The following is a 24,945-nucleotide window of genomic DNA, read 5'->3' on the forward strand; positions in this document are numbered from 1 at the left end:
CGGGTGACGCTTTTCCAAAATTTACCTCAGAATAACCCATATCGCACGGTTGCTAAATGGAGAAGTATTTAGTGGATTGTTCGCATTTCCTTGCAAGACAATGGCTTGAATCAGGCCGAGGTTTTTCGAGAAGCAATATGCGTTACCATAATCATACACTCATTAAATTAATATTTTTCTCAATTTGGCTATCTGCAAATGTGGCCAATGCGCAGTGGGGAGCGCCTTATGCCAACAACTGGATCGATTATACAAAGCCTTATGTGAAGATTGGGATTGAAAAAAAAGGACTCCATAAAATATCGCTTTCGGCCTTACCCAAAAGCTTTCCGACGAATTCCCCCGACAAGATTCAATTGTGGAGAAGGGGAAAACAAGTATCCATTATAAGCGCGTCCAATAAAGAAATCCTTTTCTATGCTGTACCCAATGACGGCGCAAGCGATTCGCTCCTGTACCGGCCGATGAGCTCCCGCGTCAATCCGTATTTTAGTATGTATTCCGATGAAGGTGCTTACTTTCTGACAGTCGGCGATTCGCCGGGCAACAGAGCTAAAATCATTGACGAGCCGATTGATAATAATGTGCCCTTATTGCCTTTTCACAAAGAAACATTAACAACGGTTTACCAGGATGATTATTCATTAAGTACGCTCAAAGCCATAAGCAAACCACCTTTTCTGAATAGCTATTTCGAGCTAGGTGCCAGCAGGACCGGAAAAGTGCAGGATAATGATGGTGCCGGCTTGATAACCGTAAATTTCAAGTTGCAAAATCATATAAATGCTTCTCAAAAACCCTTCATTAAGCTGCTGATCCATGGCAGAAGCGATAAGGAGCATAAAATTGAAGTCTATGTTGGTAAGAATCCAAAGTCGCTGCGGCATGTAACCGTGCTGACAAATTCACGATTTAGTCCCACAAAATATTCATTTGAATTAAAACAAGAGGATACGGATGCTGATAAAAATGGAGTGATCTCTCTTAAAACAGTTAATGCAGATAGATTGGACAGATTTTCGTTGACTTATTTCTCAGTTGAATTCCCACAGTCATTTTATATCGAAAAACAGGCAAGTAAGGAATTCAGGCTTTTTCCCGTCCAGGATGATCGGAGCAGGATCTCATTTAAAGGCGCTTCCGCAGACTTCACATTCACAGATATTTCTGATCCTGACAAACCCATTGTCATTAAAGCCAAAAATGAAAGCATTATAGTGCCTCGCCAGGCTGGAGAAGAACAAACCTTGTTTGCTACGAAAGAGGTTTTTAATGTTGATGTATCGAAAATAAAGGATATCAAGTTCCAGCCACTAATCCCAAAGGAACCGGACTACATTATCATTACCACAGACAGTTTGCTGGAAGGCGCCACACAATTTGCCAAATACCGGGCTTCACAATCTGGCGGTGGCTTCAAACCTCTGATTGTCAACATTCGGGAGATTTACAATCAATTCAATTACGGCGAGCCCAGCCCAGTTGCGGTCCGGAAGTTTATATCCTATATGCTTACTGAGGGAGGCAAGGATAAATATTTGTTCCTCATTGGCAAGTCTATTACACAAAATGAAGCAATGAAAAGGGAACTGCCAGACGAAGTGCCAACAATCGGGTACCCTGCTTCGGACATGCTGCTTGTAGAAGGACTAGCCGGAGCCCCACAGGATGTCCCGGCGATTCCGGTAGGTCGCCTATCTGCCGTTACAAATCAACATGTTATCGATTACCTGCAGAAAGTTAAGGATTACGAAAGCATGAAAGATTACAGCTGGCGAAAAAACGTGCTGCACTTGAATGGTGGAAAAACAGTCGAAGAAATCAGCCAGCTGAAAGGCCTTTTAAGCGCATTGGAGACCGATGTAGAAAATGGTGAACTGGGAGGAAAAGTGAAGCAATTTGCCAAACAACAGGCAATGCCGGAACCGGAGCCAGTTAATATAACGCCCGAAGTGAATGCGGGCGCCGGGCTGATCACTTTTTTTGGACATGGATCCTGGTATATTACCGATCTTGATATGGGCTACATAACCGATGCTGCACGCAGTTATAGCAATCTGCATAAATATCCAGTGTTGTATTTCAATGGCTGTGGTGTCGGGAACATTTTTGCTGACAAGTTTAATCAAAAACCAAAAACACCTAAATCAGCTGACCGGATCACGCTTTCGCTCGATTGGCTTCTGGCTCCTAATCGCGGAGCGATTGCCGTTATTGCCAACTCCTATGAAAGTTATGTAAGCCCTTCCGCAGCCTATCTGCAACGGTTGTATCATTATATGTTCATGGATTCCGCCACCGCCCATTTACCGATCGGAAAAATTCAAATGGCCGTGGCAAATGACATCCTGTCAAAGCATAAAGATGCGCACAGCATTGCCAATACACACCAGACTATACTACAAGGTGATCCTGCTTTGAAGCTCATCACGGTGGATAAACCCGACTATGCAGTTGATCCTGATGAAAGTATTGCACTGCAGGCGCAATCTCCGAATAAGTCGATAGAAGCCTCTGATTCCTTGAAAGTTCTGATCAAAATATCAAATAATGGCCGGTTTATTGCCAAACAACATGTGCCTGTTACTTTGACTTATTTTGGAAGAAAGGGCAACATTACTAAAACAGAGTCAATCAAATCATTCCCTTCTCAATTTGCATGTCAAGTCACCTTACTCAATTCCCGCGACATTCAGAAAATCCGTGTTGAAATCGATCCGAAACGTGCCATCAGTGAGCTGAATGTTGATAATAATGTTGCAGAACTGGACATTGACTGGGATTCAGTAAAGGATAAAAACGCATTCTCCTCAGAGCATGCAAAGGACATCGTCCCGCCGTTGTTGACCGTCAAATTTGACGATAGATTGTTGGAGCACAAAGAAACTATTGCCGCCAAGCCGCAGATAACAATCTATCTGTCAGATGACAAGCAGCTTTTAGCCGACACATCCCTGATTGAAATATTCATCAAGCATTGCGGAGATGATAAATGCGATTTTGAGAGGATCAGCTATTTAGAAAATAATATTAAAATAAACGCACTTGATTTAAAAGCGCTGAAACTAAATTTTGCCACGGACTTGAAAGCAGGCGCGTACGAAATTTTAGTTAATGCCAAAGATCGCGCCGGAAATGCAGTTGCTCAGCCTTACAGAATGCTTTTTGAGATAAGCGATGACGAAAATCCGCCTTCCGAACTCGTAGTAAGCCCAAATCCTGCCTCATCGTATTTACGTTTCGAGCTCAAAACTGCCGTTAACGCTGATCTGAAATCAATTAAATACATCATTTATAATCAAAGAGGCATTGTGGTTGAAGACAAAAGTCTTCAACCAGCCTCAGGAGCGCTCACAAATGAATGGTATTGGATGCCATCCGACCTGTCAGCCGGACTTTATATGTACAAGGTTTTGCTCGTGAATGCCCGGAACGAAACCTTCGTCACATTTCCGGGCAAAGTAATTATTTACGGAAAGTAAATCCTATTCTTTAATCCTCACCGCTGTCGCATCAAACATTCCGCTCATCACGGAGCCTTTCAAATGGTCATCATCCACTTTTGCAAGATCAAGCGAAACTTCCGTTCCCTGTGCTTCAAAATAGATGGTCATCTTATTTCCTTCCTCAATAATGTTCGAAATAGGCAAGGCATTCGGATTTTTGCCTGTCGGGTCTTTTAATTCGCCGGTCAGTTTACCCTCTTTTCTGGTGAGTTCCGTTACCAATTTCGAATCTCCGTCTGGCGTGCCCACGACAAGAATCTCCCATTTGCCCAAGAACAGGTCGTTGGGAGTTGCAGTTTGCGAAAAGCCATTCACGGCAATCCCTAAAAATAAAAATACGATAGCGATACAGGTTCTTTTCATTGCATAATTGATTTTAAGTGAGAATGATATATTGATAATTGTTATTGATTTTCAACAAGTTTGAATTCCGCTCCAAGAACGACCATTAGTGAATGTCCGTCTGCCGCCGGATTGGTAAAGACCAGATACACATCATGCAATTTGCCATCCGCCTTGTCCGAAACCTTAATCGGGACACTAAGCAGGTTCGGCTTAAAATCAAGCTTTTCAGAAGGTTCCAGAAATTCCGAGGAGCCTACCAAAGGACCTGTGGGGCTGTCCAGCCGGACTTCCACTTTTCCCCCAACAGCATTGAGCTGAGGTTTTGGTGCAACTGCCTGTAATTGCAACTCCGAAATTCCGTTCAAATCCGTTTGTTTCAGAACAATGTATGCGCCGGATTTGGAAGCAATTGCCAGGTTCATTCCACCATTGGAAATCTTCATAATGTCTTCGTACACATCAAAACTGTGCATATCCACCTTAGCATTTTTCAAAACAAGCGTTTTTTCGGATTTCAATGATGGCAATCCGCTCGCCCCGCCGTCTTCATATGCTGCCCTGACAATGTACACACCCTTGCCCTTATCGCCTGTTGGCACTTTGGCCACATAGCTGCCTTTCACCGGCATTGACTTCTCCTTCGGCTTCTCATTGGTAACATTCAAAATATATTTGACCATTTCCGACGCATCAGCCGCCGATAATTGCGGATGTGCCGCCATAGCCGTTTCACCCCAAACGCCTCCTCCCCCGGCAATCACTTTCTTCGTCAGTCTTTCAACGGCGGACTTATCGTCTTTATATTTTGTGGAAACCTCCCGGTAAGCCGGCCCGATGGACTTTTTATCCACACTATGACAAGCTTTGCAATCGCTGGCTTCAATTAGTTTTTTACCCGGGGCAAAAGCTGCGCTCGCGTCTGCCGATCGGTGTCCCTGGGCAATGGCAATTTTGTCAAAACCTTCTGCCAAGTAATCAATATTGACTGCAACACGCTCTGCATCAATGCCTTTTTCCAATGTCCCATCTTCCTTGTCCGAAACTTTGACGTCGTAGTTGAATGGTTTGTTAGCCGAATAGAACGACTTATTGCCCATCGGCATATTGAGGCTCAATACAGGCGGCTCATTCCCCACCGTAATGTCCATCGACTGCGTGTTAACGCCACCTTTGCCATCATTCACAGTCAATGTTGCTTTGTAAATTCCAAGTTTCGTAAGGGTTAAACCCGCTTCGGGTGTGTTGATCTGTTTGCTAAAACCATTTTTGGAGGTGATTTTCCATGAATAACTCAGCGGATCATTATCGGCATCGACAGTCCCTTTCGCATCCAGTTTCAATGCAAGCGGTGCGGCGCCTCCCATTTTATTGGCAGCCATTTGAATCTGCGGTTTGCGGTTGCCGCCGTTGTATTCAATGCGGATCAACCGGGCATCATCGTTCGCTGAAAACCAGCCTGTCCCGTATTCAAGCATATACAAATCACCATTTTCCGCAAATTCCATGTCCATTGGATTTGAGAATTTGTAGCTTGGCATAAACCGTTCCATCGCAGCAAAATTGCCTTCCTTATCCATGGTAACAGACATAATCCAGCCGCGCATCCAGTCGTAAGTGAGCAGCTTGCCGTTGTAATATGCTGGAAATGCATGAGGCGCATTTTTGAGACCATCCGAATAAAAGACCGGGCCCGCCATTGCGTTCCTTCCACCACTTCCCGTTAATGGAAACTCTTTGGACGTTCCATAAGGATACCAGATAAATGCTTTTTGAGCTGGTGGAAGCACTTTTAGGCCTGTATTACTTGGCGAATTATTCGTAGGAGCATCAACGTCCCACTTTTCCAGTGATTTACTTGCCGTGAAATCATACTTGTTATATGCCTTGTTGTCTCCTACAAAATGCGGCCAGCCAAAATTTCCGGCCTTACGCGCTTGCCCCACTTCATCATGGCCGGCCGGGCCTCTTAGCGAATCCGGTTTAGCCGCATCAGGGCCAACCTCTCCCCAATATACGTAACCGGTTTTCTGGTCAACCGAAATTCTGAACGGGTTTCTGTGGCCCATGGTAAAAATTTCGGGGCGGGTTTGTGGTGTGCCTTTGGCGAACAAGTTGCCGTCCGGAATGGTGTAGGTGCCATCCGGCTGTGGCTTAATGCGAATGATTTTCCCGCGCAGGTCATTGGTGTTGGCAGAAGATTTTTGCGCATCCCATGCCGATCTGCCCTCCCGCTCGTCGCTCGGACTGTAACCATTGGAGCCATGCGGATTGGTGTTGTCCCCTGTCGACAAATACAAGTTACCCGCTTTGTCCCAGGCAATTGAGCCTCCTGTATGACAGCATTCCTCGCGCTGTGTTTCAACTTCCAGCAACACTTTTTTAGAATCAAGATCCAGCTGGTCGCCTTTCATTTCAAACCTTGCAAGCACATTTTTCGGTGCTTCCGGGATAGAATAGTATAGGTAAATCCAATGATTCTGCGCAAAGTTGGGGTCTTTATTCAAACCTAAAAGGCCGTCCTCACCGGTTGATTCCTTGCCTTCCTTGTTTTTGTACTTTGTACTAACAGGAATGGTGGCAATGTTTTTCAATTCTTTGGTTTTAACATTATAAAGCCTGACTTCGCCCTTCCGCTGAATAAACAGGATACGGTCGTTATCCAGCACGCTCAGCTCCATGGGCTCATCCAATTTTTCTTCCAGAATAACCTTGGTAAATCGGTTCTCCTCTGGTCTGGATTTAGTAAAATCGACTGCCTTAGGTGCATCGCCTCCCGTTGTATATTTTATGCCGGCATAAAGGTGATTCAAGAAAAGAGGATCTGAGAATGTCTCATCTGTGTGTCCCATAGCGGTATAGAAAGAACGGCCTCCGTCAAATTCCTGGTACCAGCTCATAGGGTGAAAATCAGGGTTTTTACCGCCTATATAGCTTTTTTCATCGATTTTAAGCACGACATTGATCTTCGGGGAAATATCTTTGAAGCTGTAAAATTCATCTGTTTTCTCAAACTCATCGGGCATGCCTTGCGTAGCCCAATGGTTTTTTTCTGTTACAATAAACTTCCCCTTCTGCACATTGCTGGGCGTCATCGGATGATCCAGAAAATACGCTCCGGCCAGCTGTCCATACCAGGGCCACTCGTACTCCGTATCCGTGGCTGCGTGTATACCCGTGTAACCTCCGCCTGCCTGAATGTACCGCTCAAATGCAACTTGCTGCTCGTTTGTCAGCACATCCCCAGTTGTGTTCAGAAACACAACCGTATTGTATTTTTTCAGATTGGACTCGTTGAACTGGCTGGCGTCCTCAGTGAAACTGACACCAAAACCTTTCTCTTTCGCCATCTTTCCCAATGCTGTTTTGCCAGCACCAATGGATTCATGCCTGAAAGAAGCCGTTTTGCTAAAAACCAACACATTGACCTTCGCGGTTTGCGCAACAGCCGTCTTAAACACCATACAAAAACTCAAAGTGAGCACCTGCATTAGTAGAAATTTAACTTTCATCCGATATCTTGGTTTTTGATTAAGTGAAGCAAAGCTATAATTAATTTATTTATTGTCTAAAAATTAGACAATAAATATTTTTCTATTTTACATTTGTATTGTACTACACTCCCTAAACCTACATGATGCGTAATCCTAGTGAACAAAACTATATCCAACAGCTGTCTATCGACTGTGTGATATTCGGTTACCACGACAAGCAATTAAAAGTATTAGTGCCTAAGCTCAATTTCAATGGAGATTTCTGGGCTTTGCCAGGCGGGTTTGTTTCGCAGGATGAAGACATTGACACAGCGGCAAACCGCATTCTTCAGCAACGAACGGGAATCAGTGAAATTTATCTCGACCAGTTCTACATTTTTGGTAAAGCAGCCAGGAATAGCCTCTTGTTCATGAACAAGCTTATTGAGCTTAATCCTCAGCTTCTTAGTGAAAATGGTCAGCACGGGAAAGAATTTGACTGGTTTACGCGGAGGTTTGTTTCAATTGGCTATTACGCTCTTGTTGACCTGAATAAAGTCGTCCCCGAAAAAACGGATCTGGACTCGTCAATCGGTTGGTATAACATTAAAGAGCTGCCCGAAATGATCATTGATCACAACGAGATCGTAGAAAAAGCATTAACTGCACTGCGGTTCAATCTGGATGAAAAGCTGATCGCCTTTAACCTCCTGCCCGAAACATTTACAATGAAAGATGTGCAGGAGCTTTACGAAACCATTTACGATAAGCCTTTTGCGAGAAACAATTTTCAGAAAAAGATCCTGGATTTGAATGTGCTGGAACGTTTGGAAAAGAAATTTACCGGAGCCGCAAACAAGGCGCCTTATTTGTATCGGAGGAAGGGTTAGAGCATGAAAAAAGCCGTAACGATCGTTACGGCTTTTTTGGCAAATATTTATGTAAATTTTAAACCCCCAAGCTCCAACCGTCCCGATAGTTGCGGCGGACGAATTGGTTTACTTCATCGAAGTTGGTCACCTTCATATTTTGGGCATCCCAAAGCATTTTCATATTGCTTCCCGGATACGTGAAACCTTTTCCATCTTCCCTTGCCTTTGGCATATCTGCGCCGCGGATGGCCAGGTTGGCTCCCAGGATCGCTTCGGTCAATGGCCCGGCCAGCTCGAATGGTGAGCTTAACTCCATTTTACCATAACCTGCGATGCAGCCTTCCACCCATTGCGCATAGTGACCTTCGGCGCTGCCTGGCACGCGGGCAAATTTTTGTTTTACTTTCACTTCCTGCATTTTGCTTAGCGGCAGCAAACGTGGATTGGCTGCATATTCGCTGGCCATCATCTTGCCTTTTGAGCCCACAAACAAAATACCACTGTTACCGTCTCCAAACAATTCATTTGGGCCAAGCTCTTCCGGACGTTCCGGCTTGATGCCGCCGTCCATCCAGTGCATGGTTACCGGGCCTTTGGTTTTGGCCGTTTTTGGGAAAGTTAATGTCGCGTGGCTCGACGGCGGGCAGCTGTCCGGGAAAATGCCTCTTTTTCCAAATGCTGTGAAAACACTTCCCACACTTGCCTGCATATCAGTCGCATATTTAAGTCCAAGCACGCGGAACGGCGCCTCCATCAAGTGGCAGCCCAAATCGCCCAACGCGCCGGTTCCATAATCCCACCATCCTCTCCAGCTTCCCGGAATGAGGTTGTCTACGTAATCTTTCTTGGGAGCGGTTCCAAGCCAGAGATCCCAATCGAGTTCTTTGGGAACAGGCGGTTTTTCCGATGGCCAGGGAATGCCTTGTGGCCAGATCGGCCGGTTTGTCCAGATATATACGGTGTCGACGTCGCCAATGATGCCGGCGTCATACCATTCATGCAATGTCCTTACACCGTCGCCGGATGAACCCTGGTTTCCCATTTGGGTCACGACTTTGTATTTCGCGGCCGCTTCGGTGAGTTTTCTAGCTTCGTAAATATCATGCGTCATTGGTTTTTGCACATATACGTGCTTGCCCAGCTGCATCGCGGCCATAGCCACGACTGCGTGCGTGTGGTCGGGTGTTGAAACGGAAACCGCATCAAAGTTTTTGGATTCCTTTTCAAACATTTCCCGGAAGTCCTTATAATATTTGGCTTTGGGATAATTGGCAATACTTGTAGCCGCGCGGCGGTCGTCTACATCGCACAGGTATGCAATGTCAGCTTTGCCGCTTTTGGCAAAATTAGCAAGATCTGATGTGCCTTTTCCACCGACTCCAACACCGGCAACAGTCAGCTTATCACTGGGAGCTGTAAAGCCTTTTCCACCCAGCACGTGCCTTGGGACGATCATAAAACCGGCTGCGGTCACACCTGCCGCTTTGACAAAGTCTCTCCTGGAAGAGGTCGACTTTTCACTTGTTGTACTCTTTTTTTCCATCTGGGTTTTGGTTTAGTGCTTTTGCTAGCAGAAAATATAGCGTTTCAACATTCATTGCACACATATTAATTTGTTAAGCAGGTTATTTTCATAATTTACTCGAAAATAATTCATGGACGCTCCTGCCTCCTTAATGCTACTCCAAAACACCGCGATCGTACTATTTAATCGATCCTGCCTTTTTCCTCATCCGAGGCATTGTTATTGTGACGGCGTTTGCGCATAAAGGCTTCTTTACCAAAACGATAGGTCATTGCAAAACTGATACGCTGCGAGTCCGATTCACTGGTTTGAAAATACTCCGATTGTTTGAGGCTTAACGATTTGTTATTATATACCCAGGAGTGAAACAGGTCATCAAAAGCAACACGCAGACTGCCTTTTCCTTTCCAGATCTTTTTCTGTACCGCGCCATTCACCCGATACATTCCCTTGGTTAAAGTTTGTCCGGTCATATCGCGACTAGCATAATAACCGCCCAGTTCTGCACCCCAGTTTGGGCTGATCGTAAAGTAGTTGTTTATTTCCAGCCGCAGAATATTCACGTCAAAATGCAGGTTTTCAGTATAAACCCGCCCATTCATCCCAATTTTTGACAGACGCGCAGTATAATTTAAATACCACCATTTGGCAGGAGAAGTGGATACGGTTGTGTTCAGCAAAAGCATAAATCCGCCCGCAATGTTCTTGGGCCGCGTTGTAAAAACGTCATTAACCGCTTCCGTAGTCTGGAAAATAAGGTCTGAAAATGTATTGTAGCTCAAACCCATATTCAGAAACTGCTTATGCTGATATTTCAGCTCTATCCGGCTCTGGTACTGCGGATTAAGCATTGGATTTCCCGAAGTATATGAATATTGGTCACGATAAAAAAGAAAGGGATTCAACAACTGATAATTGGGGCGGGTAATCCTCCTTACGGCCATCAACCCCAAAGTGTTATTGCCCAGCGTGTCCAGTTTATAGCTGATATAAGCACTCGGAAACAGGCCTCTATAATTCTTATTAAAACTGCTGCCCTGCACTTCATCATTTCCCAATTGCCTGCCACGGACCATTGTATTTTCAGTGCGCAAGCCAATTTGTACTCCCAACCTTTTCCATGACTTCTGACCATTTAAATATACTGCATTGATATTTTCATGATATTTAAAATGATTGGACTTGCTGTTATCAATCGTTTGCTCCGCACCATTCACATCATAGAATCTGTTTACGTTATCATTATCCACAATGCTGGATTTGAAACCCGCCTCCAATCTGGCCTTGTTTTTCAATGGATGCACATAATCCGCTTTGGCTGTGTAGATGTCAATGCCGGCTGGAATGATGTACCGAAACTTTTCCTGTCCAATTAAGGCGCCTTTGGGTGCATACGTGAAGTTTTGCAAAGCCTGGTTTCCGTTGGATTTATAATTCAGATAATTAATGTCTGCTGAAAGCTCCTGGCCTTTTTTATCGAATTTATGCTGCAAATTGAAATTGAAACCCAGGTTCGTCCTGGTGTCTTTCGCTTTTGTATCACCTGCTCCGGTGCGTTCTAACTGATTTTTTGCATCAAAATCGCTGCTTTCATAATCAAACATCCCATTTCTGCTGCCCTTATTTACATTGAAGATAAAACCGTAAACCGTCTGCGCACTCGCCGTATAGTCCATTCCGACATTGGCATTGAAACCGCGGTCTTTATAAACTAAATTGTTTTGCAGATCAACTGTCGAGAGCAATGCGCCGCCTTCCTCGAAAAAGCGCCGGTCGAAATGATCTTTGCGGTAATTTTTTTCATAATTATAGCCGAGGTTTGCAAACAGGTTAAGCTTTTTATGATTGTAGTTCAAATTAACCGCATCATTGTTCCGGGCATATTTACCGATTGACGCGCCGAGGGAGACGCTGCCGGTAAGCCCACCTATCCTATTCTTTTTCAGCCTGATATTGATGATTGCATTGCCCGACGCGTCGTACTTTGCAGATGGATTGTCAATGAGCTCGATCTTATCCAGATTGCCGCCGGGTAAGGACCTCAGGTAAGCCGCCAGGTCTTGGCCAGACATGTAAGTGTTTTTCCCATCTATCAGCACCAGCACGCCGCTGCGGCCATTGAGGCTGATCTCGCCGTTGCTGTTGATAGAAATCCCGGGCGTTTTTTCCAGAACTTCCATTGTGTTGCTGGCAGCCGCGCTGATCATGGCCTCCACATTCACAACCGTTTTGTCAATTTCCTGGACGATCAATGGCTTTTTGGAAACAATGGTCACCTCAGTCAAATTGATATCTTTGGCTTTTTCAGGAGCTTTCACGGCAGACGGCGCAGTTTGGGTCGCCGGCGTTTGCGCTATCGTATGCATGGAAAGCAATGCGGCAAACAGGAACATGATGTACGTTTTCATTTTTTCAGGTTTTATGGCTAATCAATTTTGATGGGTCAAATATTGACGAAGCAGAAACCGGATGAAAACATGTGTGTCGGACTAGCGCATTTTACTGACGGAACGCATTTTTGGTGTGTCAAACCGATTCGGCCAAACGAAAGGGCATTTCGTCAGGAGCCAGGCTGTGTATGACAGGAATACTTTGTTAAATTGATGCGGTTACGAACATTTGCAACATATTTAATACACAGATGAGTGAGCCATGAAGCAGTTAGCAGAGAATGAAGCGGTGAAAATTGTGCGCGACAATATTTATTATGTGCTGGCGGCCATTGCGTCTGTGCCCATTTGGCTGGCTATTGATGCTTTTGCAAATGCTGTTGGAACCAATAATGACGAAGCCGTGGCAGCAGCGGCGACGGGCTGCCTGATTATTTGCATTTTCCTGGGCAGGCATTTCGGGCAATTGTGGGCGTTGAAACACACAACGATTTCCAACGAAGTGCTTACTACGCTCTCTGTTATCACATTTGGCAGTATCGTATTCCTGTTTGTGCATGCCGAATATCTTCATGACGACTACGGCCCGCTCAATTTGCTGTTGTATTGGGTCCCGTTTTTGCTGAGTGGCCTTACATTGGGAATGCTTATTAAGCTGGCGCGTAGCGTCACACAAAACCAGCTGAAAGAAGCACGTGCAGCGGCCGAACATAATAAAAGTGAGCTGCATTTGCTGCAATCGCAGCTTAGTCCGCATTTTTTGTTTAATACACTGAATAATTTATACGGCTTGTCGCTTACCCAGCATGAGCGGATTCCGCCTTTGCTTTTGAAACTCTCGGATCTGCTCAGATACTCCGTTTATGAAGCCAATGAGGTTTTTGTGCCGCTGAAAGACGAGCTGATTTACATTCATAACTACATTGAATTTGAAAAAATACGGATTGGCGACAGGCTCATTCTAACAACGAATTTTGAAGAGATAACCAGCCCTGACTTGAAGATCGCCCCGATGCTTTTGATTGTTTTTATTGAAAATGCATTTAAGCATTCCAAAAACACAGCCGATGAAAAAATCTATATTTCAATTGAATTAAAAACATGGGAAAATCTGATCCTGTTTTCCATAAAAAACTCCCATGATAAGCGTGAAAAAGAAATTTCAGTAGTTGAAAAACACAGCGGGTTTGGCCTTGCAAGCGTAAATAAGCGTTTGGAATTGCTTTATCCCAATGAACATGAGCTTACGATCAAAAACGAAGAAACTGTTTATCAGGTGGTTTTGAGGTTAAAAAACAAGTAAAATGCTTTTCACGAAATCCATTCAATGCAAAAATTCAATTGCCTGATCGTTGACGACGAGCCTATTGCGCGGGATATCCTGAAAACCTACTGCGGGCATCTGGATAACCTGGAAGTGGTGGGATTATGCGGCAATGCATTGCAAGCGAAGACGGTTATGCAGCAACAAAAAGTCGATATCCTTTTTCTGGACATTAATATGCCGGTTATGGACGGGATCGCATTTTTGAAAACACTCAAAAAACAGCCGGAAGTCATTTTTACAACAGCATATAAGGAACATGCCGTGGATGCTTTCGACCTGGCTGCCTGTGATTATTTGCTCAAACCATTTTCCCTGGAACGCTTCATTATTGCCGTAGACAAGGCGCTGGAACATTTGCAGGAACCGCCTGTGCAGGAGCTTTATAATGATAAGACAACGGACTATATTTTTATCAAAGCCGGTGATAAAATCTACAAAATCCAGCACGATGAGCTGCTATATGCCGAGGCAAATGGAAATTATACCAAAATCGTCACCACCCGGAACACGCTTTCTCCGGCCATGACTTTTTCAGGCTTTGAAGAGCTTCTGCCCGCAACATTGTTTCTTCGCATTCACCGCTCTTTCATCATCAATAAGGCAAAAATCAGCCATATCGAGGGAAACCGCGTTTTTATTAATGGCACAGAAATCCCGATCGGCCAAAATTACCGGGATAGCTTTTTGAAGAGCATTGGCTTGTAAAATGTAGAGGTTCCCCGGTTTTTTGAGACTTGCAATCTCAGCCCCGCAACCATCGATCAAACCAGTCAAATGCATCGGCCTGCATTTGCGCATCAAACTTATGAGGGCCGTCGTAAAAACCTGCTCGATACTTTTCAGATGAGCCCGCTTTGGCAAAAACCTGCTTTAACATGTCATCCGCCTGCTTCATTTCCAACAATGTAAACAATGCATCCTGGTTGTTGTTCTGTACAAAAGTGGGTAACGGAGCACGCAGACCCAGTATTTCAGGGAAATCCATATAATTTGCCAGCAACGGCGCAAAGGTCATCCAGGTGTGGTTGTAAGATCGGTTCATGACGAGATCTTTGAATGTGGTCATAAATCCAATGCAAACGGCGCATTTGATACGGTCGTCCAAACCGGCCAGATAAACAGTCCGCACCCCGCCGCCCGACAATCCGGCACAGCCAATCCGCTCACTGTCAACGTCTTTACGAGCACTCAAAACGGACAATGCAGCCTGATCCTCAGCCAGACAGACGCCCGGCCAGGTTGTTCCGGCACAAAACAGCGACTTGGACATGACATGCTCATGCTCTTTGGACCACTCATTATAAGCCAAAATATGCTCCTCGTTGTCCGGCTTTTCGTCTGTTTTATCCCCGGTTTTCAATGGCCCGTAATCCAGGCCTTTCACGTCTTCATAAAAAACCCTTCGACTTCCAAATGCGAATGTGTCATGCACCAGCACGGCATAACCGCGCTTTGCAATGTCGTTAGCCCAGGCATTGCCGCTGTAAACCGCAGTCTGATGTTTCGCAATCAGCGGATGCTGCGTATCAGAAGTTTTGACCAATTTGGGAAAGCCAAAGTATTTTTTCCCCGCATGATCATGCAGCGCGAGAATGGCTGGCAACGGCTTCGTGCTTCCCTGCGGTTTCAGAAAAATGGCCTTCGTGGGCTTCCCGTAAGGCAACTGCCACGAAAGTTCTTCTATGTCCAATCCATCGTAAACATATTTTTTTTCAATCTTAACCACGGTTGTCTTCCCCGTTTCAGGCGCTGAAAGAAGTTCGGTTGCCTTCGCCCTGGCTTTTGTTTTCCAATCAGCAACATTTTTCCAATTGGCATTTCGGAACGATAAGCTTGCGGGTTTGTCTGCCAAATTAGCGAAATAGGTTCCGTATTCACCGATGAGGCTTTTTTGGGGCGGGATGTCTGAGTCAGCCTGTTTCATCATTTATTCAATTGTCATCAGCGGCTCCACATTCCGCTCCGCGCCGTCATAACCCACATTCTGGTTGATCACCCCCTTCGTATTAGCAGTAATCACAAGCGAAGGGATGGGCCATAAAACGTGGAATGGGGCCATATTAGCAGTGTTACCGAGCAGCTGCACCTTCTTTTCGTAAGTATTATTGTAGTGCATCACCCGGTCGTAGAAAAAATTTTTCTCGCTGAAACTGGCCAGGTTATAACCGCCCAGGTTAGATTTTGCCATAATATAGGAAACTCTCACCAGTTCTGAGTGACGGGGTTCCTCGGCGAACAATTCCCTGGCGCGCTCATTCATGATAAAATCAATGGTCACCTCGCCGCCGGAAATGGGCAATGCTTTGGCGCGTTCGCGGACTTTGTTGATGTCGGCGGCTGCTAATGCCTGCTGATTTTTCCAATAATATGCCTCAGCCCTTAGCAAATAGGTTTCTGCCAGCCTGAAAATATACCAGTCACCATTGCCGCCTACAGTGCGCGCAAGCTTGTCGTCCATGGGGTTGTACATAATGTAATGCGGCATGGCGTACACGTGCTTGAATGTGTCGATCGGATTTGCCAGGAATGCGGTGTTGATCACTTTCCCATAATCCACAGACGCGGGATTATTGTAGCGCAACTCATGCTTGTCTACCCAGTTAATGTCGCTTCTGCGCAAATCGGTCGTATTCTTCCACGTCTGGCCTTTATAAGCCCAGATATCGTATTGATAGTAACCCGTCAGCCGCACATTTGCATTGCCAATACCCAGCGAATCGAGCATAGGGCCGCTCCTTACCATACCCGGCTTGCCCTGACTGTCCAGAACCTGCGGTTGAAAATACTGGCAATTGTACATTCGCATTGTATAAAGTCCTTCCGAGCGTGCTCCCGGAGGTGCTTCGTAGCGGTCGATGGAAGCCAGGATCGTTTCTGTGTTTTGCGCAATGCTGAAATTTTTAGAGCGGTGCAAATCCCAGATCAGGTTGCGGTAAGCTTTGTCGGCATCCAGGCCAAAACGCTGGTTCATTAAAGCATAAGGGCCGTTGATAACCTTTGTAGCTGCTTCAATGGCCTTGTCAAATTGCAGGTTGGCGAGGTAAATTTTTGTTAATAAATGATTGGCAGCGCCTTTTGTAATCACACCGGGTTTGGCGGCAATAGGCAACCATTCCGCCGCATATTCCACGTCCGACTGGATTTTATTCAGGATAGCCCAGCGGCTGTGCGTGCGGAAATCCAGCTTGGCACCCTGGATTTCCTCATTGATAAAAGGCACATCACCATAGGAATTGATCAAACGATAATACCAGTAAGCGCGGTGCCAGTAAGCCTCTGCCAATATTGCATTCCGCTCCTGATCAGACGCCCATTCAATGTCATCAATTCTGGAAATGAGAACATTGGCATTTTTTACGGACGAATAAATAACCGTAAACATCGATAAATAGCGATAATACATGTCGGTGTTGGGCGTAAGATTGTAAAAATCCAGCTGTGACCACGGCGAGGCGAGATCCGATGCTGCGAATTCCATCGTCAGGTTTGGCATGATCGTGGATTCGGACAATGTGCCTGTATTTTCTGTTTTGAGATCTTTGCGCATGGTTATGAGTAAAGATTCAAATCCTGCTTTGTCGGTAAATACATTTTCGGGGCTAAAAAAAGACAGCGGTTCCGGTTTAAGCCAATCTTTTTCGCAAGATGATTGAGTCAGAAGCAGCACAACCGACGCTAAGAATATGTTAATAAGACGTTTCATGATATTTTGGGGTTCTTGATTTTTACAATGACAGGTTCAAACCGAGCGTAAAATTCCGGGGCATGGCCACATTCACGGATTCTGGGTCCCAGCCAGGCCATTTGTCAAAACTGTATAAGTTTCGGCCAGACGCAAATACCCGTAAGCTGCTCAATTTCAATCGCTCAGCAATTGCTCCCGGCAATGCATAGGATAGGTTCACATCCTGAATGCGGACGAAAGAAAGCGGCTTGTAAATTTGAATTCCCCCTCCGAAAACGTTCGTGTTGGTGTTGAGCCGTGCGTATTCGTTATTGCCATTTTCAGGCGTCCAGTAAGGAAAATCATTGGTATTTCTCCGGTCGTAAGTGTCAGATCCGCCCGAACGCAGCCCTTCCTGAAACGGCGCCATATGGCCAAACTCGCCTCGCAAAAACACAGATGCCGAGAAATATTTAAGGAAAGTAAATTCATTTCTAAGCCCAACCCGGAAACGGGGCTGGCGATAACCGATGAACATTTTGTCTGCTAGGGCCTCATATTTGCCGTTTCCATCCACGTCCGTGGCCTTGAAATCGCCGGGTTGCAACTTGTAGGCTTCGGCTGCTTCTTTTTCATTCAATTGCCAGATTCCTGTCACATCGTAGTTCCAGACGCGATCCAATGCCTGACCGGGAAACCATTCATTAGAATAATCGGGCAATTCGGTGCTGACGGTTTTCCCATCCACCGTTTTCTCCTCGTAATCGCCAAAAAGCCGCTTGATTTTGTTTCTATTGAATGAAAAAACCACGCTCGACCGCCAGCTGAAATTCCGTTTCTCCGTATTAATGGTGTTTACGGTCATTTCAAAACCTTTGTTGCCTAATTCACCCAGGTTGGATGTAATGTTTTTGAAACCTGTAATTTCTGGCAGCAACCGGTTCATTAACAAATCCGTAGTGGTCATATCGTAATATTCCATACTCAGGTCCACACGGTTTTTGAGCAAACTCAAATCCATTCCCAGGTTAATGGAGCGCGTTTTTTCCCAGACAAGATCCGGATTTGCCAGCGAATTGTTGTAAACACCAACCTGCACATTGGAACCATCGTAATATTGGGTCGAAAGCAGTTGTGCAAGTGCCGAGTAAGCGCCTATATCCCGGTTACCATTCACACCCCAGGAAGCGCGGAGCTTCATTTGGCTAATAAAATCGAGGTGAAAAAACTTCTCTTCCGAAATTTTCCAGGCAATTGCTGCTGCCGGAAAAGTTGCTCTCGGTTGTTTCGTTCCAAAGGCCGAAAAACCATCTCTGCGAACGGAGGCCGTGATCAGGTATTTATCCAGCAATGTATAATTAAGCCTGGCCATGGCGGCGTCACCGGTAATCTGTGTGTCGTTGGTCAGTAATGCAGGATTGGTCCCATATTGCAGGCCATGAAATCCAAGATTCTGATTGGGTACAAAAGTCTGGTTGCTGATTGTTGAGGCCCAACCACGGTTACGCTCGGAGCTGTAAAGCAATGTAAGGTCAAACCGGTGTGGGCCGAATTCTTTGTTCCAATGCAGCAGGTTATCTAAAATCCATTCATAAGTGGAAGAATCGTCCCGCGTCCCGTAACCATTGCTGCGCGTAGAACCTCCGTCCAGCGTTTTCGAAGACCAGAAACTGTAATCTTTCAGCGTTTCGTAACGTGGCTGGAAGGAGATTTTATAGTCAAAACCAAACGGCAGTTTGATCTTCGCATAGATAGAAGCAAACAATGTGTTAATCTTTCTCATCTTCTCCTGCCCAAAGTAATTGATTAGCGGATTAGCCGTTGCAAAACTGTTTGGATACCAGGAAACGTCGCCATTATCTTCAAACATGGACCCATACGGGCTCATAATGAACATTTGGCCCAAATTTGCCGTCACAGCGCTCTCGTCCCGGTCGGCAAACTGCGTGTTTACGCCCACATTCAGGAAGTCGGCCACTTTGAAATCCACATTCAATCTTGACCGGATCGTGGAGAACTTGTCGCCGCGCAAAACGCCTTCATTGTTTTGATAACCTAATGACCAATAATAAGTTACTTTGTCCGAACCACCACCAATGCTTATATCGTAATTCTGTCGTTTTCCTTTCCGGATGACCTCATTATACCAATCCACCGAATTCCCTGCAAGGTAATTTTCTGTTTCAATGGGAAAAAATCGAAGACGTCCGAGCCATTCCTGGGTGTTGTCCGTTTGCGGATTATTGCTCGCATTCCGCCATTGCTCAATGGTGACGCCAGCCGGTAATTGGGCGGGGTTATCATAGTAAAACGGCGGATTGTTCGGGTTGGTGGCTTTGAGTAAATCCCTTCTGAATGTGAGATATCCGTCCTTATCGAAAGGCTTGAAATCATTGGTCGTTTCCGTAATCCCGACATTTACAGAAAAATTAATGACCGGCTTTCCGGTTGCGCCTTTTTTGGTTGTGATGAGAATTACTCCTCCCGCTGCCCTCGCTCCAAACACTGCCGCCGAACTGGCGTCTTTCAGAATGTCCATCGTTTCAATGTCAGCCGGATTAATGTCCGCGACGCTGCCATTGAAGATCACACCATCCATCACGACCATTGGATTCGTGGATGCATTCAGCGATTTTGGCCCTCTCACCTGCAACGAGCTCCCACCCGCGGCTGTTGGTCCCTGATTCGCATTGAACCCGGCAACTGTCCCGGTTAGCATGTCTGTAAGCTGGGTCATAGGCTGATTTTTGAATGTTTTGGCATCCACCCGGATCACTGCACCGGTTAAATCACTTTTTTTCATGGTGCCGTAACCGACCACAACCAGCTCGTCCAATGCATTCACGCTCGGTTGCAGCGTCGTTTCAATGACCGATTTTGTCCCCACGGGAATTTCTTTCAAATTGTAACCTACAAAACTGAAAGTGAGCACTTCCGCACTGCCCGCCTGGATCATGAAACGGCCTTCGGCATCCGTTGTGGTTCCGCGTTGCGTTCCTTTTACAATAACCGAAACGCCCGGTAACCCGACCGTGGTGACGCTATCGATTACATTGCCTGAAATGTTTTTCAGGTCCTGCGCATGAAGCCAGGCCGGTTGCAGCCACGCCGGGACTGTGAATAAGGCCAGCATCATACAGATTCTCAGGAATTTCTTCTGTCGTAATTTTGGTTTCATAAGAGTTTGGTTATCAAATTTTTTGCATAGCAATTCTGCTTCACAATTGAGTATTGTGAAATTTTAAACTTGCATTTCGCCGTTAGTCAGAATTTAATTTGGAGGCAGAACAATGTTACAATGAATTCATTCTGGTTCCATGATATTTGCAGAAAATAGTAGCGAGAACGTTACCGTTAACGTTCTCGAAATTTAAGAATGCGACTTTCAGCACTAAATAAGTGAAAACAGCTTCCCTTTAAGGCTTCAAAAATTTTGAGAATCCGGCAGTGGTTGTATCGGCAATGGAGCCGTCCGGTTTTTGGTAAATGAAATAAGCATGCAGGTTTTTATGCTTTTTCATCAATTTCATGGAATGCTTTAAACCCATGAGAAGCAATGCATTGTCATAACCATCCGCAGTGATGGCATCCTTTGCAATAACGGTCACGCTAATGATTTCCGTGGAGGCAGAATAGCCTGTTTTCGGATCGATAATATGCGAGATCCGTCGGGAACCGACTTTTCGAAAGTTACGGTAACTGCCCGATGTCGTGACTGCGCCCGCGGGAACCTGGATCACTTGCCGGATGCCTGTGGACGAAAAAGCATTTTCGGATGGCGTTTCGATTCCGATGGACATAGGCGTATTTTCAGGATGCTTTTTCCCCTTAACCCTGATTTCTCCTCCTATTTCTACCAAATAATCTGTTATCCCATTCGATTCCAGAAAGTCAGCCATTACATCCACGCTATAACCCTGTGCAATGCCATTTACATCGATTTTAACACACGGTAAACTTTTCTCAAGGCGGCTGTGGCTTAAACGGAGCTTTTCAGATCCAATACAAGGCATTAAGGATTGAATTTCCGCAGAGTCTGGAATGATGCTAACCCGCTCATTTCCAAAACCCCAGGCGCGAACAAGCGGATAAACCGTTATGTCAAATGCGCCGTCAGTTGCTTTGTGGATTTCCAGCGATTTCCTGACAACATTGTAGAAGTGCTTGTCAATTTCCACGCCAGCATCGGATTCATTAAACTGGCTAATGATAGAGTTTGGATTATAAATCGAAAGTGACTGATCGAGCTCACTGAAAATACTGTCGATCCGGGGCTTTTTCACTGATTCGGAATCGCTGTAATAAGTGATGCTATAAGTCGTTCCCTGAGCCAAGCCTTCAATTTGGAAGCGCTTGGTATTCTTGCTTTCAAAAGGGTTTTTAATGCAAAAAGCAGACAAAACCAAAATGGTTATGCCTGCAAACAAAGGGTTTATATAATGCAAAAGCCGCATGGCTCAGACCGAATATTCAGGTTTCCAGATCTGTACGGCTTCCGTATCCGCGGCTGCATTACCCATATGGATCGCTATGGAACCGTCGCGGCCGGTTTCGACATTGGAAATGGGCTGCTTTTTATCCTTAATGCATTTTACAAAATCCTGCAAAGCATAAACAGTTGGTTCCAGGCTTTCTTCACCGGCCTTGCCATAAGCCACTTCCACGCCTTTTCCCTGCGTGGTCACTGCCAATGTTGCCCCTGTAACGCCGTCCACTGTTCCTTTGGCATTATTCGTGCTTTCAGTGTAAATGTATGCTTTGTCCCTGAGGATTTCTACGGTTGCTTTATCGCCTAAGATCCTGATACTGTAACCATTATAAGCATTGGAAAGCACAGAAGTCACGCTTGCTTTTACGCCGCCGGGATAATCATAAACTGTCCTGATGTTGTCATAAGTGTCCCGGCCATCTTTCCAATAATTAATACCGCCCAGCCCGACTACTTTCAAAGGGTGGCTGTCGACCAGGTAATTCACTACATCAATTTCATGTGCGCAAAGCTCCGAAAGTGGCCCGCCGCAATACTCGCGATACATTCTCCAATTGATCTGGCGCTCCATTTTCGGATCCTTTACCGGGAAACGCCAGTTGGAATTGCGGTTGTACTGACATTCAAAATGGGTAATTTTTCCAAGCCAGTTTTCCTTGATAATTTCCTTAACCCGATGATACAAACCATAGTAACGATACTGGTATCCAATTTGAAAAACCAGCTTTGAAGCATTCACTTTTTTGACCAGATCAATGGCCTGCGGAATGTCGTAGGTCATTGACTTCTCCAAATAAATGTGCTTTCCTGCTTGTATCGCTGCAACAGCCATGGGATAGTGCAGGTAAAGCGGTGTTGCAATAATAACCGCGTCAAGACTTTTGTCGTCCAGTAATTTGCGATAATCGGAGTAACCTTTTGCTCCTTTTTCAGCCAGGCTTAAACCTTTTTGCAGATTCTCAGGAATGGTGTCGCAGCACGCAACCAGCGCAATGTCAGGCATTTCCTTGATCAATGTGCATAAGCCGGCTCCCCTGGAACCCGTGCCTATAATGCCCAGGCGTATCTTATCAGCAGCTTTCGGCCGCGCTGCAAAAAGCGGGTTACTGATGACCGACAAGCCTGCTGCAGTCAGGCCGGTTGCAATAAATTGTCTGCGGGAATTGGATTGAGCTGCCATGATTGATACAATTGGTTACGGGCACGTGCCCGTAAATGTAAACAATTTTTGCGATTTCCGTATATAATGATCAGGGTGCGAGATTTGGTAGTTTTTAATTCATTTAAGCCACTTATCAAACCAGTCAAATGCATCTTTTTGCATAGCGGCGTCAAACTTGTGTTGGCCGTCGTAAAATTTGGCCAGATATTTATCTTTGGCACCCGCTTTGGCATAAACATCTCCTAAAACTTTATCCGCCTTTTTCATCTCGGGCAGCGTGTAGAGCTCGTCCTGATTATTGTTCTGAACCAATGTCGGCAACGGAACACGCAGCCCCAGGATTTCCGGAAAATCAAGATATTTAGGTAAAAGCGGTGTGTAAGTCATCCATGTGTGGGTTACGGATTTGGTTAAAATCAAATCCGTCCAGGTTGTCATAAAGCCGACACATACTGCACATTTAACACGTGGGTCCATTCCGCCCAGATAAACCGTCCGCAGACCACCGCCCGACAAACCGCCACACCCTATACGTTGCGGATCCACGTCCTGACGCTGTTCTAAAATATCCAGCGCGATCTGATCCTCTGCCAGAAAAACGCCCGGCCAGGTTGTGCCCGCACTAAAAAGCGACTTGGACATTACATGTTCATGGGCGCCAGACCATTGGTTATAGGCTTCAATGTTCTCACTTTTCTCCGGGTCTTTGTCTGATTTACCAGCCGTGCTTACGTCGCCCCAATCCAACCCAGCTACGTCCTCATACATGACGCGCCTGCTCCCGAAGGTGAACGTGTCATGCACCAGCACCACATATCCGCGCTTGGCAACTTCATTAGCCCACGGAATTCCGCTATAATCGCTATTCCGGTGCTCCACAAGAAGCGGATGCTGGTCGTCGGATGTTTTGACGATTTTTCTATAACCAAAATACTTTTTCCCGCCATGATCATGCAAGCCCAGAATCGCCGGAAGCGGCTTGGTTGCGCCTTGAGGTTTCAACACAACTGCCTGCGTTTTGCGTCCATAAGGCAGCTGCCAGGAAATTTCCTCGATTTCCAGGCCGTCGTAAATGTATTTCTTATCCACCGTAACCTTCGGCAAGGGCGATTTTGGCGGGCTGGCGATCAGTTCCTGCGCCTTTTCGTACGCTTCTTTTTTCCAGGCGGTCAAATCCTTCCATTTGGGATCCCTGAACGACAGCGGCGGAACAGGTTTCAGTAAGGAGGCTGCCCAGCTTCCATAATCGCCAATAATGCTTTTGTCCGGTAATTGCGCGTTTTCAGAAACTATGTTTTCCATCGGGATAAAATTTGATATTGCATTCACATTAAAGCTAAAAGGAATTGCCATAGCAGTCAATGACGTTTTCAAAAATTCCCGCCTTTCGTTATTTTCCTCCGGATTTTCAGGTTTCATATTATATTCAGGTTAGGCAACTACTTTTTCTGGCAGCAGGGATGCAGAGCTTTTGTCGAGGAAAAAAGTGCAGTGCGCGTGATTTTGCAAAATGCTCGCCGGGTAAATGTTACTTACTTCCTGCAACAGACTATTCCTAACAGCCAGCGCCTTACGTTCATCCGGCACGGAGCAGACAATGTATCGGGACTTCATGATCTGCTTCACCGTCATGCTGATCGCCTGCAACGGAACTTCGTCCAGTGAGCCGAACCAGCCTTCGCCCATTTGTTGCATTCGGCAAGGTTCGTCCAGGTTGACAACGTGATAAGGGTTTACATTTTCAAAATCCGCCGGCGGATCATTAAATGCCAAGTGCCCGTTTTCGCCAATGCCCACCAAGGCCACGTCGATCGGGTGCTGACTGATAATGCTGTTCAAATTAGCGATTTCTTCCTTAATGTCGCCTTCGCCGTTGATAAGGTGAACGGCTTTTAATGCCGACACTTTATTTAAAAAGCGCTCTTTCAGATATTTCCTGAAACTTGCTGCATGTGCTAACGGCAGGTCAATGAATTCGTCGAGGTGGAACATGGTTACTTTTCCCCAATCGATATTTTCTTCTTTAATTAATTGTTCCAAAGTTTGAAACTGGCTGGTTCCTGTGGCAAGAATGATGTTTGCAAAACCTTTTTCTGCGATGGTTTTGCGCATCAGTTCTGCCGCAAGCTTTGCAGCCTTAATTCCCAACTCTTGCTTAGTATCCGAAATAACAACTTTCATTATAATCTGATCTT

15 protein-coding genes are annotated in these 24,945 nt (G+C 45.6%); 4 read left to right on the forward strand and 11 right to left on the reverse strand.

What is annotated here, in order from left to right; all coding sequences use genetic code 11:
- Nucleotides 1-56: 56 nt before the first annotated feature.
- Complete coding sequence (gene porU2, locus B5X68_RS20320; RefSeq protein WP_229208502.1) at nucleotides 57-3,482, forward strand: putative type IX secretion system sortase PorU2; 3,426 nt, start codon at nucleotides 57-59, stop codon at nucleotides 3,480-3,482.
- Between the two features lie 3 nt (nucleotides 3,483-3,485).
- Here porU2 and B5X68_RS20325 read toward each other — a convergent pair whose 3' ends face one another.
- Together B5X68_RS20325 and B5X68_RS20330 are read right to left on the reverse strand one after the other, a co-directional pair.
- Nucleotides 3,486-3,869 (reverse strand): hypothetical protein, encoded by a 384-nt coding sequence (locus tag B5X68_RS20325; protein ID WP_082216620.1) that lies wholly within the window; start codon nucleotides 3,867-3,869, stop codon nucleotides 3,486-3,488.
- 41 nt (nucleotides 3,870-3,910) lie between these two features.
- Nucleotides 3,911-7,360, reverse strand: coding sequence for a ThuA domain-containing protein (locus B5X68_RS20330; RefSeq protein WP_082216621.1), 3,450 nt, complete (start codon nucleotides 7,358-7,360; stop codon nucleotides 3,911-3,913).
- Nucleotides 7,361-7,485: 125 nt separating this feature from the next.
- Here B5X68_RS20330 and B5X68_RS20335 point away from each other — a divergent pair, with 125 nt between their 5' ends.
- On the forward strand, nucleotides 7,486-8,211 hold the full coding sequence (locus B5X68_RS20335) for an NUDIX hydrolase (protein WP_082216877.1): 726 nt from the start codon (nucleotides 7,486-7,488) through the stop codon (nucleotides 8,209-8,211).
- A gap of 58 nt (nucleotides 8,212-8,269) precedes the next feature.
- On the opposite strand, the gene B5X68_RS20340 is transcribed toward B5X68_RS20335, so the two are convergent.
- Nucleotides 8,270-9,736 carry a Gfo/Idh/MocA family protein gene (locus tag B5X68_RS20340; protein WP_082216622.1) on the reverse strand — a complete coding sequence of 489 codons (1,467 nt, stop codon included), beginning with the start codon at nucleotides 9,734-9,736 and terminating at the stop codon, nucleotides 8,270-8,272.
- Nucleotides 9,737-9,900: 164 nt separating this feature from the next.
- Nucleotides 9,901-12,126, reverse strand: coding sequence for an outer membrane beta-barrel family protein (locus B5X68_RS20345; RefSeq protein WP_082216623.1), 2,226 nt, complete (start codon nucleotides 12,124-12,126; stop codon nucleotides 9,901-9,903).
- 244 nt (nucleotides 12,127-12,370) lie between these two features.
- Here B5X68_RS20345 and B5X68_RS20350 point away from each other — a divergent pair, with 244 nt between their 5' ends.
- Both B5X68_RS20350 and B5X68_RS20355 read left to right on the forward strand, forming a co-directional pair.
- Entirely contained in the window at nucleotides 12,371-13,411 is a 1,041-nt protein-coding gene (locus B5X68_RS20350) for a sensor histidine kinase (protein ID WP_082216624.1), read from the forward strand.
- A 24-nt stretch (nucleotides 13,412-13,435) separates the two neighbouring features.
- The gene (locus tag B5X68_RS20355) at nucleotides 13,436-14,140 is read left to right on the forward strand and encodes a LytR/AlgR family response regulator transcription factor (protein ID WP_082216625.1); all 705 of its coding nucleotides are present in this window, start codon (nucleotides 13,436-13,438) and stop codon (nucleotides 14,138-14,140) included.
- 37 nt (nucleotides 14,141-14,177) lie between these two features.
- Here B5X68_RS20355 and B5X68_RS20360 read toward each other — a convergent pair whose 3' ends face one another.
- The 7 genes from B5X68_RS20360 to B5X68_RS20390 all read right to left on the reverse strand — a co-directional run bounded on the left by B5X68_RS20360 (nucleotide 14,178) and on the right by B5X68_RS20390 (nucleotide 24,931).
- Nucleotides 14,178-15,362: an alpha/beta hydrolase family protein gene (locus B5X68_RS20360; protein WP_170916695.1), complete on the reverse strand. Its 1,185-nt coding sequence runs from the start codon at nucleotides 15,360-15,362 to the stop codon at nucleotides 14,178-14,180.
- Nucleotides 15,363-17,138 carry a RagB/SusD family nutrient uptake outer membrane protein gene (locus B5X68_RS20365; protein ID WP_082216626.1) on the reverse strand — a complete coding sequence of 592 codons (1,776 nt, stop codon included), beginning with the start codon at nucleotides 17,136-17,138 and terminating at the stop codon, nucleotides 15,363-15,365.
- A gap of 22 nt (nucleotides 17,139-17,160) precedes the next feature.
- Nucleotides 17,161-20,277, reverse strand: a complete 3,117-nt coding sequence (locus tag B5X68_RS20370; RefSeq protein WP_082216627.1) for a SusC/RagA family TonB-linked outer membrane protein — start codon at nucleotides 20,275-20,277, stop codon at nucleotides 17,161-17,163.
- A gap of 238 nt (nucleotides 20,278-20,515) precedes the next feature.
- The gene (locus B5X68_RS20375; protein WP_212568026.1) at nucleotides 20,516-21,544 is read right to left on the reverse strand and encodes an FAD:protein FMN transferase; all 1,029 of its coding nucleotides are present in this window, start codon (nucleotides 21,542-21,544) and stop codon (nucleotides 20,516-20,518) included.
- Nucleotides 21,545-21,556: 12 nt separating this feature from the next.
- Complete coding sequence (locus B5X68_RS20380) at nucleotides 21,557-22,768, reverse strand: Gfo/Idh/MocA family protein (RefSeq protein ID WP_082216629.1); 1,212 nt, start codon at nucleotides 22,766-22,768, stop codon at nucleotides 21,557-21,559.
- Between the two features lie 99 nt (nucleotides 22,769-22,867).
- The gene (locus B5X68_RS20385; protein WP_170916696.1) at nucleotides 22,868-24,169 is read right to left on the reverse strand and encodes an alpha/beta hydrolase family protein; all 1,302 of its coding nucleotides are present in this window, start codon (nucleotides 24,167-24,169) and stop codon (nucleotides 22,868-22,870) included.
- Between the two features lie 12 nt (nucleotides 24,170-24,181).
- Entirely contained in the window at nucleotides 24,182-24,931 is a 750-nt protein-coding gene (locus B5X68_RS20390) for a glucosamine-6-phosphate deaminase (protein WP_082216631.1), read from the reverse strand.
- Nucleotides 24,932-24,945 lie beyond the last annotated feature (14 nt).

The sequence above is a fragment of the Dyadobacter psychrophilus genome (assembly GCF_900167945.1).
GTDB classification, from domain to species: Bacteria; Bacteroidota; Bacteroidia; order Cytophagales; family Spirosomataceae; genus Dyadobacter; species Dyadobacter psychrophilus.

Bases quoted from the DNA above. Each gene is read 5' to 3' on its own strand.
- B5X68_RS20355 (WP_082216625.1), top strand. From the start codon at position 13,436: ATGCAAAAATTCAATTGCCTGATCGTTGACGACGAGCCTATTGCGCGG.
- B5X68_RS20380 (WP_082216629.1), bottom strand. From the start codon at position 22,768: ATGGCAGCTCAATCCAATTCCCGCAGACAATTTATTGCAACCGGCCTG.
- B5X68_RS20330 (WP_082216621.1), bottom strand. From the start codon at position 7,360: ATGAAAGTTAAATTTCTACTAATGCAGGTGCTCACTTTGAGTTTTTGT.
- B5X68_RS20365 (WP_082216626.1), bottom strand. From the start codon at position 17,138: ATGAAACGTCTTATTAACATATTCTTAGCGTCGGTTGTGCTGCTTCTG.
- B5X68_RS20325 (WP_082216620.1), bottom strand. From the start codon at position 3,869: ATGAAAAGAACCTGTATCGCTATCGTATTTTTATTTTTAGGGATTGCC.
- B5X68_RS20370 (WP_082216627.1), bottom strand. From the start codon at position 20,277: ATGAAACCAAAATTACGACAGAAGAAATTCCTGAGAATCTGTATGATG.
- B5X68_RS20390 (WP_082216631.1), bottom strand. From the start codon at position 24,931: ATGAAAGTTGTTATTTCGGATACTAAGCAAGAGTTGGGAATTAAGGCT.
- B5X68_RS20345 (WP_082216623.1), bottom strand. From the start codon at position 12,126: ATGAAAACGTACATCATGTTCCTGTTTGCCGCATTGCTTTCCATGCAT.
- B5X68_RS20385 (WP_170916696.1), bottom strand. From the start codon at position 24,169: ATGAAACCTGAAAATCCGGAGGAAAATAACGAAAGGCGGGAATTTTTG.
- porU2 (WP_229208502.1), top strand. From the start codon at position 57: ATGGAGAAGTATTTAGTGGATTGTTCGCATTTCCTTGCAAGACAATGG.
- B5X68_RS20360 (WP_170916695.1), bottom strand. From the start codon at position 15,362: ATGATGAAACAGGCTGACTCAGACATCCCGCCCCAAAAAAGCCTCATC.
- B5X68_RS20335 (WP_082216877.1), top strand. From the start codon at position 7,486: ATGCGTAATCCTAGTGAACAAAACTATATCCAACAGCTGTCTATCGAC.
- B5X68_RS20350 (WP_082216624.1), top strand. From the start codon at position 12,371: ATGAAGCAGTTAGCAGAGAATGAAGCGGTGAAAATTGTGCGCGACAAT.
- B5X68_RS20340 (WP_082216622.1), bottom strand. From the start codon at position 9,736: ATGGAAAAAAAGAGTACAACAAGTGAAAAGTCGACCTCTTCCAGGAGA.